The sequence below is a fragment of the Streptomyces telluris genome (assembly GCF_024519335.1).
In the GTDB taxonomy this organism is placed as follows: Bacteria; Actinomycetota; Actinomycetes; order Streptomycetales; family Streptomycetaceae; genus Streptomyces; species Streptomyces telluris.
In genome coordinates, this window is the sequence record NZ_JANIID010000040.1 from 42698 (window position 1) to 58367 (window position 15670).

Annotated in this window: 13 protein-coding genes; 10 read left to right on the top strand and 3 right to left on the bottom strand. The window is 73.6% G+C overall.

Annotation, left to right across the window (positions count from 1 at the left end; all coding sequences use genetic code 11):
- The first annotated feature begins 73 nt into the window (after positions 1–73).
- The 3 genes from NQU55_RS31455 to NQU55_RS31465 all read left to right on the top strand — a co-directional run bounded on the left by NQU55_RS31455 (position 74) and on the right by NQU55_RS31465 (position 4162).
- Complete coding sequence (locus NQU55_RS31455; RefSeq protein WP_256791582.1) at positions 74–976, top strand: SGNH/GDSL hydrolase family protein; 903 nt, start codon at positions 74–76, stop codon at positions 974–976.
- Between the two features lie 212 nt (positions 977–1188).
- The gene (gene ggt, locus NQU55_RS31460; protein ID WP_168091166.1) at positions 1189–3039 is read left to right on the top strand and encodes a gamma-glutamyltransferase; all 1851 of its coding nucleotides are present in this window, start codon (positions 1189–1191) and stop codon (positions 3037–3039) included.
- A gap of 67 nt (positions 3040–3106) precedes the next feature.
- The gene (locus NQU55_RS31465) at positions 3107–4162 is read left to right on the top strand and encodes a ligand-gated ion channel (RefSeq protein ID WP_168091165.1); all 1056 of its coding nucleotides are present in this window, start codon (positions 3107–3109) and stop codon (positions 4160–4162) included.
- 16 nt (positions 4163–4178) lie between these two features.
- On the opposite strand, the gene NQU55_RS31470 is transcribed toward NQU55_RS31465, so the two are convergent.
- Positions 4179–4730 carry an isochorismatase family protein gene (locus NQU55_RS31470; RefSeq protein ID WP_168091164.1) on the bottom strand — a complete coding sequence of 184 codons (552 nt, stop codon included), beginning with the start codon at positions 4728–4730 and terminating at the stop codon, positions 4179–4181.
- A gap of 109 nt (positions 4731–4839) precedes the next feature.
- A complete protein-coding gene (locus NQU55_RS31475) occupies positions 4840–5331 on the bottom strand; it encodes a MarR family winged helix-turn-helix transcriptional regulator (RefSeq protein WP_168091163.1) in 492 nt (163 codons plus the stop codon).
- A gap of 192 nt (positions 5332–5523) precedes the next feature.
- On the opposite strand from NQU55_RS31475, the gene NQU55_RS31480 reads away from it, so the two are divergent.
- Genes NQU55_RS31480 through NQU55_RS31495 form a run of 4 tightly spaced genes read left to right on the top strand, consistent with a single transcriptional unit; the run spans position 5524 to position 10139 of the window.
- Positions 5524–6366 (top strand): nitrilase-related carbon-nitrogen hydrolase, encoded by an 843-nt coding sequence (locus tag NQU55_RS31480; RefSeq protein ID WP_168091162.1) that lies wholly within the window; start codon positions 5524–5526, stop codon positions 6364–6366.
- Positions 6363–7703 carry an aspartate aminotransferase family protein gene (locus NQU55_RS31485; RefSeq protein WP_168091161.1) on the top strand — a complete coding sequence of 447 codons (1341 nt, stop codon included), beginning with the start codon at positions 6363–6365 and terminating at the stop codon, positions 7701–7703. Before NQU55_RS31480 ends, NQU55_RS31485 begins: the two co-directional genes overlap by 4 nt.
- The gene (hydA, locus tag NQU55_RS31490) at positions 7700–9100 is read left to right on the top strand and encodes a dihydropyrimidinase (RefSeq protein WP_168091160.1); all 1401 of its coding nucleotides are present in this window, start codon (positions 7700–7702) and stop codon (positions 9098–9100) included. The genes NQU55_RS31485 and hydA overlap by 4 nt, the downstream gene beginning before the upstream one ends.
- Positions 9101–9140: 40 nt before the next feature.
- The gene (locus NQU55_RS31495; RefSeq protein WP_168091159.1) at positions 9141–10139 is read left to right on the top strand and encodes a TIGR03842 family LLM class F420-dependent oxidoreductase; all 999 of its coding nucleotides are present in this window, start codon (positions 9141–9143) and stop codon (positions 10137–10139) included.
- A gap of 79 nt (positions 10140–10218) precedes the next feature.
- On the opposite strand, the gene lplAB is transcribed toward NQU55_RS31495, so the two are convergent.
- Positions 10219–11274, bottom strand: coding sequence for a lipoate-protein ligase LplAB (gene lplAB, locus NQU55_RS31500; protein ID WP_168091158.1), 1056 nt, complete (start codon positions 11272–11274; stop codon positions 10219–10221).
- A gap of 159 nt (positions 11275–11433) precedes the next feature.
- On the opposite strand from lplAB, the gene NQU55_RS31505 reads away from it, so the two are divergent.
- The 3 genes from NQU55_RS31505 to NQU55_RS31515 all read left to right on the top strand — a co-directional run bounded on the left by NQU55_RS31505 (position 11434) and on the right by NQU55_RS31515 (position 15668).
- Positions 11434–13215, top strand: coding sequence for a gamma-glutamyltransferase family protein (locus tag NQU55_RS31505; RefSeq protein ID WP_168091157.1), 1782 nt, complete (start codon positions 11434–11436; stop codon positions 13213–13215).
- A 177-nt stretch (positions 13216–13392) separates the two neighbouring features.
- On the top strand, positions 13393–14220 hold the full coding sequence (locus NQU55_RS31510; protein ID WP_168091156.1) for an inositol monophosphatase family protein: 828 nt from the start codon (positions 13393–13395) through the stop codon (positions 14218–14220).
- A 32-nt stretch (positions 14221–14252) separates the two neighbouring features.
- The gene (locus NQU55_RS31515) at positions 14253–15668 is read left to right on the top strand and encodes a phytoene desaturase family protein (RefSeq protein WP_256791584.1); all 1416 of its coding nucleotides are present in this window, start codon (positions 14253–14255) and stop codon (positions 15666–15668) included.
- Positions 15669–15670: the final 2 nt, after the last annotated feature.

Sequence of the window (15670 nt, forward strand, 5' to 3'; positions counted from 1 at the left end):
CGGTCACCGCCCGGCGAGTCTGACGTCCGCGATCATCGCAAGACGTACACCGGACAATTTCATGGAGGCATCGGTGGCACACACGCACAAGCGTGGTGGGCGGTACGGGAAGGGACTCGCGGCGCTCGGCGCGGCGGCGGCCCTGGCGGCGTCCTTCGCCGGCACCGCGACGGCGGCGGACGCCGGGACGGCCGCGACCCCCGCGGGCGGCCAGCGCTACGTCGCCCTCGGCGACTCCTACACCTCCGCCCCCGGCGTTCCCGAGCAGAGCGGCGGCGACTGCGCCCGCTCCAGCGTCAACTACCCGGCGCTCACCGCGAAGGCCCTGCACCAGACGTCCTTCAAGGACGTCAGCTGCAGCGGGGCCAAGACCGACGACATGTGGCGCGCCCAGGGCGACAACCCGCCGCAGCTCAACGCGCTCGGCCGGAGCACCCGCCTCGTCACGCTCGGCATCGGCGGCAACGACATCGGCTTCGGCGACATCATCGGCACCTGTGCCCAGCTGTCCGTCACCGACCCGGCCGGCGCCCCCTGCCGCACGAAGTACACCGAGGGCGGCACGGACCAGCTCACCGCCCGCATCGCCGACGCCGCGCCCAAGGTCGCCAAGGTGCTGAAGGACGTGCACAAGCGCGCCCCGTACGCGCGCGTGGTGCTCGTCGGCTACCCGGCGATCATGCCGGAGGACGGCGTCGGGTGCTTCCCGGCCGTGCCGATCGCCGCGGGCGACGTCCCCTACCTGCGGGACACCGAGAAGAAGCTCAACACGATGCTGCAGGGCGAGGCCCGCAAGGCCGGCGTCCGCTTCGCGGACACCTACAAGCCGACCCTCGGCCACGACGTGTGCAAGCCCACCGCGGACCGCTGGATCGAGGGTGCCCAGCCGGAGAACCCGGCCGCCCCGTTCCACCCGAACGCCAAGGGCGAGGCGGCCATGTCCGGCCCCGTGATCTCGGCGGCCCGCGGCCGCTGACGCGACGCGCAGGCTGTTTCCACCCGCCGCAGCAGCGGCGCGCCACGACGGTGGTGACCGGCGGTGCCGTACGGGCTTGAGGCCTGTCCGGCACCGCCGGTCGCGTCGGGTGCAGGTTGCGCGCCGCCCGGCGCCGCCGATTGCGTCCGGTGGGGTTGCGCGCCGCGGTGGCGGCGGTAGGCTCCGGGGCCCGCTCGCCGCTTGGAGGCAGAATGGCCCGCCCGAGAACGAAGAAGCCGCCCCACCGACGTCTGCCCGTACTCGCCGCGGCGGCCACACTGGTCGTCGGACTCGGCGCCCTCCCGGCCGCGGCCCGGCCCGGCGGCCCGTCCACCGACCAGGGCCGCACCCCCGCCAAGACCCCCGTCGCCGCCGGCTACGGCGGCGCCGTGGCCAGCGTCGACGCCGACGCCTCGGCCGCCGGCATCGAAGTGCTCCGCAAGGGCGGCAACGCCGTCGACGCCGCCGTGGCCACCGCGGCCGCACTCGGCGTCACCGAGCCGTACTCCGCGGGCATCGGCGGGGGCGGCTACTTCGTCCACTACGACGCGAAGCGGCGCCAGGTCTCCACCATCGACGGCCGCGAACGCGCCCCGCTGAGCGCGGACAAGAACCTCTTCCTGGAGAAGGGCAAGCCGGTCTCCTTCGCCGACGCCGTCACCAGCGGCCTGAGCGTCGGCACCCCCGGCACCCCCGCCACCTGGGACACCGTCCTGCGCACCTGGGGCACCCGCTCGCTCGCCCAGGTGCTGCGGCCGGCCGAGCGCATCGCCCGCTCGGGCTTCACCGTCGACGCCACCTTCCGGCAGCAGACGGCCGACAACGAGGCCCGCTTCAAGGACTTCCCGGCGAGCGCGAAGCTCTTCCTGCCCGGCGGCCGCCCGCCCGCCGTCGGCAGCACCCTCAAGAACCCCGACCTCGCCCGCACTTACGCGCTGCTGGGCGAGCGCGGCGTCGGCGCCCTCTACCGCGGCGAGGTCGGCCGCGACATCGTCCGGACCGTGCGCAAGCCGCCCGTCGACCCCGCTTCCGGGCGCGTGGCCCGCCCGGGCGACCTGACCGAGCGGGACCTGCGGGAGTACGCGGTGAAGCGCCAGGCGCCGACCCGCACGTCCTACCGCGGCCTGGACGTCTACGGCATGGGCCCCTCGTCCTCCGGCGGTACGACGGTCGCCGAGGCCCTCAACATCCTGGAGAAGAGCGACCTCTCGAAGCTCGACGCCAAGACCTATCTGCACCGCTACATCGAAGCCGCCAGGATCGCCTTCGCCGACCGCAACCGCTGGGTGGGCGACCCGGCCTTCGAGTCCGTGCCCACCAAGGCCCTCACCTCCCAGCGCTACGCGGACTCGCGCGCGTGCCTGATCAAGGACGGCGCGGTGCTCACCAGCCCGCTGGCGCCCGGCGACCCGCGCCGCCCGGTGTCCTGCGGCACCCACGGCAAGGCCGCGCCCACGCCCTACGAGGGCGAGCACACCACCCACCTGACGACCGCCGACAAGTGGGGCAACGTCGTCGCCTACACGCTCACCATCGAGCAGACCGGCGGCAGCGGCATCACCGTCCCCGGCCGCGGCTTCCTGCTCAACAACGAGCTGACCGACTTCTCCTTCGTCCCCGTCACCCCGGGCGTCCACGACCCCAACCTGCCCGGGCCGGGCAAGCGCCCGCGCTCGTCGATGTCGCCCACCGTCGTCCTCGACCACGGGCGGCCCGCGTTCGCCCTCGGCTCGCCCGGCGGGGCCACGATCATCACCACGGCGCTGCAGACCATCCTCAACCACGTCGACCGCGGGATGCCGCTCGTCGACGCGATCGCGGCGCCGCGCGCGAGCCAGCGCAACGCCGCCGCCACCGAGCTGGAACCGGGCCTGTGGAACAGCCCGCTGCGCGGCCGTCTGGAGCACATCGGGCACGTCTTCAAGGCCAACCCCGAGATCGGCGCGGCGACCGGCGTCCAGCTGCTGCCGGACGGCCGGTGGGCGGCCGCCGCCGAACGGACCCGGCGCGGCGGGGGCTCGGCGATGGTGGTGCACCCCAGCGGCGAGCCGCCGGTGCGCTGAAATGCGCCCGGGCGGTGAGCGCGGAGGGTGAATCACCGGCCGCCGTTCCGGTGAGGATCACCGGCATATGGCTGTGCACTGTGGGGAATCCATTGGCCTGCGCCGGGCCCTCGCCCGCGTCCCGGGGATGCTGGCGGCACTGTTCGGCGCGCTCGCGGCGTGGCTGCTCGGCAGTCCCGCCGCGAGCGCGGCGGAGCCGGACACCTGCCGGACCGGCGCCTACCTCAGCGACCTCTACGGCCTCGACCCCGTCGGGCACACCTTCGGGGCGCGGGTGACGGTATGGAGCGTCTGCCCGCGGCGCGAGCTGGATCCGCTGCCCGGCGTGGCGTTCAGCAACTACAACGACGACCTGGAGCGGAGCAAACCGGAGCTGACCAGAGAGAAGGGCATGTTCCGGGACGTCGTCCGGGTGCAGGGGACCTTCCGGCAGGACTGGGGCGTCCGGGCCTTCCCCTTCGACCGCCACCGCATCGAAATCAAGATCACCTCGCGCAAAGAGGCCGACCAGTTCCGTTTCACGCCCGACAACGAGGACTCCGGGGTGAACTCCGGGATCGCGCCGCCCGGCTGGCGGATCACCGGCTTCCGGCTCGTCGCGGCCGACCGGCACTTCCCCACCAACTTCGGCGACCCCAGCCTCCCTCGGGGGAAGGGCAGCACGCGCAGCCGGCTGCTCGTCCAGATCTCCCTGTCGCGCAGCGACCCCGTCATCTTCTGGAAGCTGACGGGCCCGCTGTACCTGATGCTGCTCATCGGCACGGCCACGTTCCTGCTGCCCTCGCACAGCGAGGCGCTGGGCATGGGGGAGAAGCTCGACTCGATGCAGAGCCGGCTGTCCCTGCTGGGCGGCGGGCTGTTCGTTGTCATGATCAATATGCAGCAGGTGAACACGGTCATCACCAGCACCGTCGGGCTGACGCTCATCGACGCCCTGCACCTGCTCACGCTCGTCTACGTGCTGCTGGCCGTGGTCGCCACCGTGCTGTCCTGGCGCTGGACCGTCCGCGGCGGCGACCCGGAGCGGGTGGAGAAGCTGCACCACCGCGGTGCGGTCATCGCCCTGGCGGCGTACGCGGTCGTCGCCGGGGCGATGACCGCGTACGCCGCCTATGTGGGCTAGCGGGCCGGCCGCGGCGTCAGCCCAGGAGCTTGATCACATCGTCGGTCGTACCGGTCTCCGCCAGGCGCGGCAGGACCTTCTCCACGGCGATGCGGTGCACCTCTAGGTCGGGGTCGGTGACGGCGTCGGTCACGACCGTCACGTGGTAGCCGTGCTCGTGGGCGGCGCGCGCGGTGGACTCCACGCCCGCGCCCGTCGCGATGCCCGCGAGGACGACCTGGGTGACGCCGCGGCGCCGCAGCTGCAGGTCCAGGTCGGTGGCGTGGAACGCGCCCCAGGTGTGCTTGGTGATCACGATGTCGCCGTCCTCCCGGCCGAGTTCGGGCACCAGGTCGGCGAAGCCGGCCGGCGGGCGCCCGCCGCGCAGGGGCGCCTCGGAGCGGCCGGGCGCGGAGCCGACGACGCGGACGAGGACGACCGGCAGGCCGCGCTCGCGGAAGGCGGCGGCCAGGCGCGCGCCGCGCTCGACGATCTCCTCGGCGGGATGGGCGGTGGGCATCGCCACGATGCCCTTCTGGAGGTCGACGAGCACGAGGGCGGTGGTGGTGTCGAGGGTGGTGACGGGCATGGCCGTGGGCTCCTTCTCGGGGGTCGAAGGGCGAGGAGGCCGGTGGCGGCCGTCGCGCTCGTGTGCTGGGCGTGCGCAGGGAGGGCCCGCGGGGGCTCCCTTAAAGTGTTCACTCCTCCACCAGGCGCTTGAGCAGGAGGGCGGCGTCGGCGAGGGTCCGCTGTTCGTCCGGGGTGAGCCGGTCGGCGATGGCGTCGGCGAGCCAGGCGTGCTTGGAGTGCCGTACGGAGGCGACGGCCTCTTCGCCGTCCCCGGTGAGGGAGAACAGGACCTGGCGCCCGTCCGTGGGGTGCGGGGAGCGGGCGACCAGGCCCAGCTCCTCCAGCCTGGCGACGATGACGCGCATGGACTGCGGCCGCACGAGCTCCGCGCGGGCCAGGTCCGCGGTGGTGGCCGGCCCGCCGCCGGCGAGGCGGCCCAGGACCGTGCGCTGGGAGGGGGTCAGGGAGCCCTGCGGGGAGGCCGCGCGCAGACGGCGCATGAGCTGGGAGACCGTCGCGGCCAGATCGGCGGCGGCGCGTTCCTGAGCCGTGCCGGAGACTCGGCCGGCTTCCTTGCCGGTTTCCTGATCGGGTTCCTGGCCGGTTTCCTGGGCGGGCATGCGCCCACCGTAAATATTGACAGGCAAACTTGCAAGTTTTTCTGTTCTGTCATGCGGGGGCCGGGTTATCCACAGGACGATCGATGGTCTTGCCGCGCGGCGTGCCGCGTCCTACGGTCGCAACCACACGTGGATCTACGCGTGTCAGCCCGGCCGGTCGGCCCGGCTGACGCCCCCGTGAAGGAGCAGCTCATGGCCAATGTCGTCCGCGCCGCTCTGGTCCAGGCCACCTGGACCGGCGACACCGAATCCATGCTCGCCAAGCACGAGGAGCACGCCCGCGCGGCCGCCGCCCAGGGCGCGCAGGTGATCGGGTTCCAGGAGGTCTTCAACGCCCCCTACTTCTGCCAGGTGCAGGAGAGCGAGCACTACCGCTGGGCCGAGCCCGTCCCCGACGGGCCCACCGTCCGCCGGATGCAGGAGCTGGCCCGGGAGACGGGCATGGTGATCGTCGTCCCCGTCTTCGAGACCGAGGGCCCCGGTTTCTACTACAACACCGCCGCCGTCATCGACGCCGACGGCCGCTACCTCGGCAAATACCGCAAGCACCACATCCCCCAGGTCAAGGGCTTCTGGGAGAAGTACTACTTCGCCCCCGGCAACCTCGGCTGGCCCGTCTTCGACACGGCCGTCGGCAGGGTCGGCGTCTACATCTGCTACGACCGCCACTTCCCCGAGGGCTGGCGCCAGCTCGGCCTCAACGGCGCCCAGCTCGTCTACAACCCCTCGGCCACCTCCCGCGGCCTCTCCGGCTACCTCTGGAAGCTGGAGCAGCCCGCCGCGGCCGTCGCCAACGAGTACTTCGTCGCCGCCATCAACCGCGTCGGCCGCGAGGAGTACGGCGACAACGACTTCTACGGCACCTCCTACTTCGTCGACCCCCGCGGGCAGTTCGTCGGTGACGTGGCGAGCGACACCAAGGAGGAACTCGTCGTCCGCGACCTGGACTTCGGCCTCATCGACGAGGTCCGGCAGCAGTGGGCCTTCTACCGCGACCGCCGCCCCGACGCCTACGACGGGCTGGTCCGGCCATGACCTCCGCGCCCGGGCCCGGGGGCTCCCCGGCCACCCACCTGCACGCCCGGCACCGCGCGGTCATGCCCGAGTGGCTCTCCCTCTACTACCGCGAGCCCCTGGAGCTCACCCACGGCGAGGGCCGCCACGTATGGGACGCCCACGGCCGGCGCTACCTCGACTTCTTCGGCGGCATCCTCACCACCATGACCGCCCACGCCCTGCCCGAGGTCACCAAGGCCGTCTCCGAGCAGGCCGGGCGCATCCTGCACACCTCCACCCTCTACCTCGACCGGCACATGGTCGAGCTCGCCGAGCGCATCGCCGCCCTCTCCGGCATCCCCGACGCCCGCGTCTTCTTCACCACCTCCGGCACCGAGGCCAACGACGCGGCCCTCCTGCTGGCCACTTCCCACCGCGGCTCCAACCAGATCCTGGCGATGCGCAACAGCTACCACGGCCGCTCCTTCTCCGCCGTGGGCATCACCGGCAACTCCGCCTGGTCGCCCACCAGCCTCTCGCCCCTGCAGACCCTCTACGTCCACGGCGGGGTCCGCACCTCCGGCCCCTACGCCCACCTGTCCGACGCCGCCTTCACCGCCGCCTGCGTCGCCGACCTCGAGGACATGCTCGGCCAGACCCACGGCCGGGTGGCGGCCCTGATCGCCGAACCCGTGCAGGGCGTCGGCGGGTTCACCTCCCCGCCCGACGGCCTCTACGCCGCCTTCCGCGAGGTCCTCGCCGCCCGCGGCATCCTCTGGATCACCGACGAGGTGCAGACCGGCTGGGGCCGCACCGGCGACCACTTCTGGGGCTGGCAGGCCCACGCCGAGCACGGCCCGCCCGACCTCCTCACCTTCGCCAAGGGCATCGGCAACGGCATGTCCATCGGCGGCGTCGTCGCCCGCGCCGAGGTCATGAACTGCCTCGACGCCAACTCCATCTCCACCTTCGGCGGCAGCCCCGTCACCATGGCCGCCGGCCTCGCCAACCTCACCCACCTCCTGGAGCACGACCTCCAGGGCAACGCCCGCCGGGTCGGCGGCCTGCTCATCGAACGGCTCCGCGCCGTCGCCGCCGGCTTCCCCGTCGTCCGCGAGGTGCGCGGCCGCGGCCTGATGATCGGCATCGAGCTGGTCGAGCACGACGGGTCGCCCTCGCCCGAAGCGGCCTCCCTCGCCCTCGAACTGGCCAGGGAGGAAGGCCTGCTGATCGGCAAGGGCGGCCGCGAGGCCAACGTCCTGCGCATCGCGCCGCCCCTGTCGCTCACCATCACCGAGGCGGAGGAGGGCGCCGCCGCCCTGGAAACCGTGCTGCAGCAGGTCCAGTTCACCATCGCCGGAAAGGAACGGCCATGACCACGACGGCCATCCGCGGCGGCCTCGTCATCACCGCCGCCGAGGAGACCCGCGCCGACGTCCTCGTCGAGGACGGCAAGGTCGCGGCCCTCGCCGCGTCCGGCAGCGCCTTCGCCCAGGGCTGGCACGCCGACCGCACCCTGGACGCCACCGGGAAGTACGTGATCCCCGGCGGCGTCGACGCCCACACGCACCTTGACTTCCCCTTCGGCGGAACCGCCTCCTCCGACGACTTCGAGACCGGCACCCGGGCCGCCGCCTGGGGCGGCACCACCACCATCGTCGACTTCGCCGTCCAGAGCCGCGGCCGGGCCCTGCGCGAGGGCCTCGACGCCTGGCACGCCAAGGCCGACGGCCGCTGCGCCGTCGACTACGCCTTCCACATGATCCTCTCCGACGTGAACGAGGGCTCCCTGAAGGAGATGGACCTCCTCGTCGCCGAAGGGGTCACCTCCTTCAAGCTCTTCATGGCCTACCCCGGCGTCTTCTACAGCGACGACGGACAGATCCTGCGCGCCATGCAGCGCGCTGCCGGCAACGGCGGGCTGATCATGATGCACGCCGAGAACGGCATCGCCATCGACGTCCTCGTCGAACAGGCCCTCGCCGCCGGGCAGACCGACCCCCGCTACCACGGCGAGGTCCGCAAGGCGCTGCTGGAGGCCGAGGCCACCCACCGGGCGATCCAGCTCGCCCGCGTCGCCGGCAGCCCCCTGTACGTCGTGCACGTCTCGGCCGAGGAGGCCGTCGCCGAGCTCGCGCAGGCCCGCCACAAGGGCCTGCCCGTCTTCGGCGAGACCTGCCCGCAGTACCTCTTCCTGTCCACCGACAACCTCGCCGAGCCCGGCTTCGAGGGCGCGAAATACGTCTGCTCCACGCCGCTGCGCCCCCGCGAGCACCAAGCCGCCCTCTGGCGCGGCCTGCGCACCGACGACCTCCAGGTCGTCTCCACCGACCACTGCCCGTTCTGCTTCTCCGGCCAGAAGGAGCTCGGCCGCGGGGACTTCTCGAAGATCCCCAACGGCCTGCCCGGCATCGAGAACCGCATGGACCTCCTGCACCAGGCCGTCGTCGACGGCCGCATCACCCGCCGCCGCTGGATCGAGATCGCCTGCGCCGCCCCCGCCCGGATGTTCGGCCTCGCCCCGCACAAGGGCACCATCACCCCCGGCGGCGACGCCGACATCGTCATCTACGACCCGCACGCCGAGCAGACCCTCTCGGCCGCCACCCACCACATGAACGTCGACTACTCCGCCTACGAGGGCAAGCGCGTCACCGGACGCGTCGAGACCGTCCTCTCCCGCGGCGAAGCCGTCATCGAAGAGCGGAAGTTCACCGGACGCGCCGGCCACGGCCGCTACGTCCCCCGCGCCACCTGCCAGTACCTGACGTGAGACGCAACGACGCACCACGTATGACGTAAGGAGCACCCCCGTGGACTTCGGCCTCGTCCTGCAGACCGACCCGCCCGCCACCGCCGTCGTCGACCTGATGCGGCGCGCCGAGCGCTCAGGCTTCCGCTACGGCTGGACGTTCGACTCCGCCGTGCTGTGGCAGGAGCCGTTCGTCATCTACAGCCGTATCCTGGAGCACACCGAGCGGCTCGTCGTGGGGCCGATGGTCACCAACCCCTCCACCCGCACCCCCGAGGTCACCGCCTCCACCTTCGCCACCCTCAACGACATGTACGGCAACCGCACGGTGTGCGGCATCGGCCGCGGGGACTCCGCGATGCGGGTGGCCGGCCGCAAGCCCAACACCCTCGCCTCGCTGCGGGAGTCCATCCGCGTCATCCGCGACCTCGCCGAGGGCCGCGAGGCCGACGTCGGCGGCACGGCGCTGAAGATCCCCTGGGTCCGGGACGGCAGGCTGCCCGTGTGGATGGCCGCCTACGGGCCGAAGGCCCTCGCCCTCGCGGGCCAGGAGGCCGACGGGTTCATCCTCCAGCTCGCCGACCCCTTCCTCACCGAATGGATGATCAAGCACGTGCGGGACGCCGCCGCCGAAGCCGGCCGGGACCCGGCCGCGGTGCGCATCTGCGTCGCCGCCCCCGCCTACGTCGGCGACGACCTCGCCCACGCCCGCGAGCAGTGCCGCTGGTTCGGCGGCATGGTCGGCAACCACGTCGCCGACCTGGTCGAGCGCTACGGCGAGCACTCCGGCCTGGTGCCCGAGGCCCTCACGGCCTACATCAAGCAGCGCCACGGCTACGACTACAGCCACCACGGCCGGGCCGGGAACCCCTCCACCGACTTCGTGCCCGACGAGATCGTGGACCGCTTCTGCCTCCTGGGCCCCGTGGCGGCCCACCGCGAACGGCTGGAGCACCTGCGCGACCTCGGCGTGGACCAGTTCGCGGTCTACGCCATGCACGACGCGAAGGAGGCGACCATCGACGCCTACGGCGAGCACCTGATCCCGGCGCTGAGCTGAGCCGAGCCGAGCGGGGCGGGCGGGCCCCGTCGCCGGACCACGGCGCACGTGCCCGCCCCCCGCCGACCACCCACCGGCCCTACGGCACGCGCGCCGTCCACTCCGGAGAGGAGAACTTCACCGCCGCCAGCTCCTGCGCCCGCGCCATCTCCTCGGGGGTGACCGAGCCGGCCGTCAGCCCGTAGCGGCCCCGGAAGGACTCGATCATCTTCTCGATCACGCCGGCCCGCGGCAGCCCGGTCTGGCGGCGCAGGGGGTCGACGCGCTTCTTCGCGCTCTTCGTCCCCTTGTCCGACAGCTTCTCCTTGCCGATGCGCAGCACGTCCAGCATCTTGTCCGCGTCGATGTCGTACGCCATCGTCACGTGATGCAGGACGGCCCCCGCGCTGCCCACCAGCCGCTTCTGCGCCGCGCCCGCGATCTTCCCCGACTCGGTGGCGATGTCGTTGAGCGGCTGGTACCAGGCCTTCACGCCCATGCCCTCCAGCGCGCCCAGCACCCAGTCGTCCAGGTAGGCGTAGCTGTCGGCGAAGGACAGGCCCTGCACCAGGGCGTCCGGCACGCACAGCGAGTAGGTGATGGTGTTGCCCGGCTCGATGAACATGGCCCCGCCGCCGCTGATCCGGCGCACCACCGTCATCCCGTGGCGCTCCGCGCCCTCCGGGTCCACCTCGTTGCGCAGCGACTGGAAGCTGCCGATGACCACCGCGGGGGAGCCCCACTCCCACACACGCAGGGTCGGCGGCCGCCGGCCGGCCGCCACCTCGGCCGTGAGTACCTCGTCCAGCGCCATGTGCAGCGCGGGGGACTGGGGGCCGTCGTGGATCAGCTGCCACTCGTAGTCGGTCCAGTCCGTGGCCTGGGCCAGGGCCCGGCGCACCGCCACGCCCACCGCCTCGGAGGAGAAGCCGAACATCACCGTGCCCTCCGGCAGGGCCGCGTCGATGCGCGCGGCGAGCTGCGGGGCGGTCAGGTCGGCGGGCGCGCCCTCCAGGGCCCGGTTGATGTCGAGGAGCGCCTCGTCCGGTTCGAGGAAGAAGTCCCCGCCCACCCGTACGTCGCGCAGCACCCCGTCGGCGACGTCCAGGTCGACGACGACGAGCTTGCCGCCCGGCACCTTGTATTCACCGTGCACGGCGCATCCTCCAGCTTGTTTTCCCCGGCCGGCCCGGCTGCCGGCAGCGGAATCAACCGTAACGCCGTGCTTTGTGCGGGCGGCCCTCGGACGGACGGCCCACAGGTCCCCCGCAGGCGGTATTGCGCACCGGCAGGGGGATCTGCCTTTCTGGACGCCATGTTCACCACCCGGCCCACCCTGCAGGGCACCTTCGGCATGGTGTCGACCACCCACTGGCTGGCCTCGCAGTCCGCGATGGCCGTACTGGAGAGCGGCGGCAACGCCTTCGACGCCGCGGTCGCCGCCGGATTCGTCCTGCACGTCGTCGAGCCGCACATGAACGGCCCGGCCGGCGAGGTGCCCGCCGTGTTCGCCCCGGCCGGCGGCCCGGTGCGGGTGCTCAGCGGCCAGGGCCCGGCGCCCCGGGGCGCGACCATCGGGCACTACCGCTCGCTCGGCCTCGACCTGGTCCCCGGCACCGGCCCGCTCGCGGCCGCCGTGCCGGGCGCGTTCGACGCCTGGATGCTGCTCCTGCGCGACCACGGCACCAAGCCGCTCGCCGACGTCCTCTCGTACGCCATCGGGTACGCCGAGCACGGGCACGCGCCCGTCGAGGCCATCGGCCGGACCGTGGCCACCGTCCGCAAGATCTTCGAGACGGAGTGGACGTCCTCCGCCGAGCTCTACCTGCCCGGCGGCCGCCCGCCGGCCCCCGGCACGCTCCTGCGCAACCGCGCCCTCGCCGCCACCTGGCGCCGCCTGCTCGCCGAGGCCGAGGCGGGCGGCGGCAGCCGGGAGCAGCGCATCGACGCGGCCCGCCGCGTCTGGCGCGAGGGCTTCGTCGCCGAGGCGCTCGTGGCGGCCGCGGCGCGCCCGACCCTCGACACCTCCGGCGAGCGCCACACCGCCCCCCTCACCGGCGACGACCTCGCGGACTTCCGCGCGGGCTACGAGGAGCCGGTGAGTCATGACTGGAACGGCTGGACCGTCTGCAAGCCCGGCCCCTGGTCGCAGGGCCCGGTCCTCCTCCAGCAGCTCGCCCTGCTCGACGGGCCGCCGGACTACGGCACCCCGGAGTACGTCCACACCCTCATCGAGGGCAGCAAGCTCGCCATGGCCGACCGCGAGGCCTGGTACGGCGACGCCGCCGACGTCCCGCTGAAGGCCCTGCTCTCCGAGGGCTACAACGCCGCCCGCCGCGCGCTGATCGGCGACCTCGCCTCGTACACCCTGCGCCCCGGCAGCCCGGAGGGCCGCAGCCCGCACCTGGCCCGGCACGTCGTCGCCGCGGCGGAGCGGACCGCCCCGGCCGCGGCGGGCGCGGGCGAGCCGACCGTCACCGTCAGCGGCGCGACCCGCGGCGACACCTGCCACCTCGACGTCGTCGACCGCTGGGGCAACATGATCTCCGCGACCCCCAGCGGCGGCTGGCTGCAGTCCAACCCCGTCGTTCCGGAGCTCGGCTTCCCGCTCGGCACCCGGCTGCAGATGGCCTGGCTGGAACCCGGGCTGCCCAACTCCCTGACCCCCGGACGCCGCCCGCGCACCACGCTCACCCCGTCCCTGGCCCTGCGGGACGGCGAGCCCGTCCTCGCCTTCGGCACCCCCGGCGGCGATCAGCAGGACCAGTGGCAGCTGCACTTCTTCCTCGCCGTCGCCCTGCGCCCGCCCGTGCGTGGCGGCCTGGACCTGCAGGGCGCGATCGACGCGCCCAACTGGCACCAGGACTCCTTCCCCGGCTCCTTCTACCCGCGCACCATGAGCCCCGGAGCGGTCGTCGTCGAGCGGCGGATGGGCGAGACGGCGATCGGGGAACTGCGCCGGCGCGGTCACCGGGTGACGGTGGGCGAGCCGTGGTCGGAGGGACGGCTGTGCGCGGTGGCGCGCGATCCGCGCACGGGCCTGCTGTCGGCGGCGGCCAATCCGCGCGGCATGCAGGGGTACGCGGTGGGCCGCTGACGGGTCCCGGCGGGTGGCCCGTGTGCACCGGGTGGCCCGCGTGGACCAGGAGGCCCGCGCGTGCACCGGGCGTACATCCCGGGGTTCACCGGGCCTGCATCCCGGGGTTCACCTGCGGGACGCCCTGGGGACGCCGGCCCGCCACCGATTGTCGGTGGGGCGTGGTTCGATGGACACATGCTCGAAGACTTTCTCGCAGGTGACCTGACCGACGTCGAGGAGGCGGTCCGCAAGGCGGCCGCCGCCGAGATCATGCCCCGCTTCCGGCAGCTCGCCGCGGACGAGATCGTCCAGAAGAACGGCCCGCACGACCTCGTCACCGTCGCCGACCGGCGCGCCGAGGAGCACCTCGCCGCCGCGCTCACGGCCCTGCTGCCCGGCTCGGTCGTGGTCGGCGAGGAGGCGGTGCACGCGGATGCGGGCCTGCTCGGCGCCGTCGGCGGCGACGCGCCCGTGTGGATCGTCGACCCGGTCGACGGCACCCGCCAGTTCGTCAACGGCGAGCCCGGCTTCGCCACGCTCGTCTGCCTCGCCCACCGCGGCGAGCTCCTCGCCTCCTGGACGTACGCGCCCGCGCTCGACCTGATGGCCGTCGCCCGCCGCGGCGCCGGGGCCCGGCTCAACGGCGAGCCGCTGCACGCCGGCTCGCCGGCCCCGGGCAAGGTCCTGGAAGTGGCGATCTCCCACTACGACTTCACCGACGACGAGCAGAAGCGCGTCCTGTCGGCGCTCGCCACGGAGGGCGTCGCGCCGCGCCCCTGCGGCTCGGCCGGCCTGGAGTACCTCAACGTGGCGCGGGGCGTCATCGACGGCCTTGCCTTCAGTTGGGAGAATCCCTGGGACCACGCCGCCGGGCTGCTGCTGGTCGCCGAGGCGGGCGGGGCGAGCGGGACCGTCGCCGGGGAGTCCTTCCGCATAGCCGGCGGCAACGCCCTTCCCTTCGCCGCCGCGCGGGACGAGGCGACGCTCCGTCATATCCTGGACCTGCTGGCGTCCGCCGGCTGATCCCGAGGACGAGACGAGGGGAGTGGCGTCCGGTGCCGACCATGCTCGACGCCGTCGTCGTAGGTGCCGGGCCCAACGGGCTCACCGCCGCCGTGGAGCTGGCCCGGCGCGGCCTGTCGGTGGAGGTCTTCGAGGCCGCCGGCGCCGTCGGCGGCGGCGCGCGGACCGAGGAGCTCACACTCCCCGGCTTCCGGCACGACCCGTGCTCCGCCGTGCACCCGCTCGGCGCGGGCTCGCCCGCCTTCGCCGCGATGCCGCTGGACCGGCACGGCCTGGAGTGGGTGCACCCCGAGGTGCCGATGGCCCACCCCTTCCCCGACGGCACGGCCGCCGTCCTCGCCCGCAGCGTGGGGGAGACGGCGCACTCCCTGGGGCCGCGCGACGCCGGGGCGTACCGGCGCCTCGTCGAGCCCTTCCAGGGCAGGTGGGAGACGCTCGCGGCCGACTTCCTGCGCACCCAGTGGGACGGCCTGCCGCGCGACCCCCTCCTCTACGCCCGCTTCGGCCTGGCCGGCATCCAGCCCGCGTCCCTGCTGGCCCGCCGCTTCCGGGACGAGAAGGCGGCGGCCCTGATCGCGGGCCTCGCCGCGCACGGCATCGCCCCCCTCACCGGCCCCGGCACCGGCGGCATGGCGCTGGTCTTCGCGCTGGCCGCGCACGCGGGCGGCTGGCCGGTGCCGCGCGGCGGCTCCCAGTCCATCGCCGACGCCCTGGCCTCGTACCTGCGCGCGTGCGGCGGCGCCGTGCACACCGGCTTCGAGGTCAAGCGCCTGGACGACCTGCCGCCCGCCCGCGCCTACGTCTTCGACACCTCGCCCACCGCCCTCGCCCGGATCGCGGGCCTCGGCAACGCCTACCGCGGCTACCGCTACGGCCCCAGCGTCTTCAAGATCGACTACGCGCTGTCGGGCCCCGTGCCGTGGACGGCACAGGAGGCCCGCCGCGCCGGCACGGTCCACATCGGCCCGACGTACGGCGAGATCGACGCCGCCCTGGACGCCGCGCTGCGGGGCCGGGACCCGTCGGTGCCCTTCCTCATCACCGCCCAGCCCAGCCTCGCCGACCCCACCCGCGCGCCCGAGGGCAAGCACACGTTCTGGGTGTACGGGCACGTGCCGAGCGGCTGGGAGGGCGATGCCACCGAGGTGATCGAGCGTCAGATCGAGCGCTTCGCCCCCGGCTTCCGCGACCTCGTCCTGGCCCGCGCCACGGCCGGCCCCCCGCAGCTGGCCGCCCGCAACGCCAACTACGTGGGCGGCGACTTCGCCATCGGCTCCGTGGCGGGCCTCCGCCTGATCATCCGGCCCAAGCTCGCCCGCGTGCCCTACTCCACGGCCCACCCGGCCGTCTTCCTGTGCTCCTCCGCCACCCCGCCCGGCCCTGGCGTCCACGGCATGTGCGGGCACCACGCGGCGAAGGCGGTGTGGAGGAGGCTGCGCACGCGATAGGG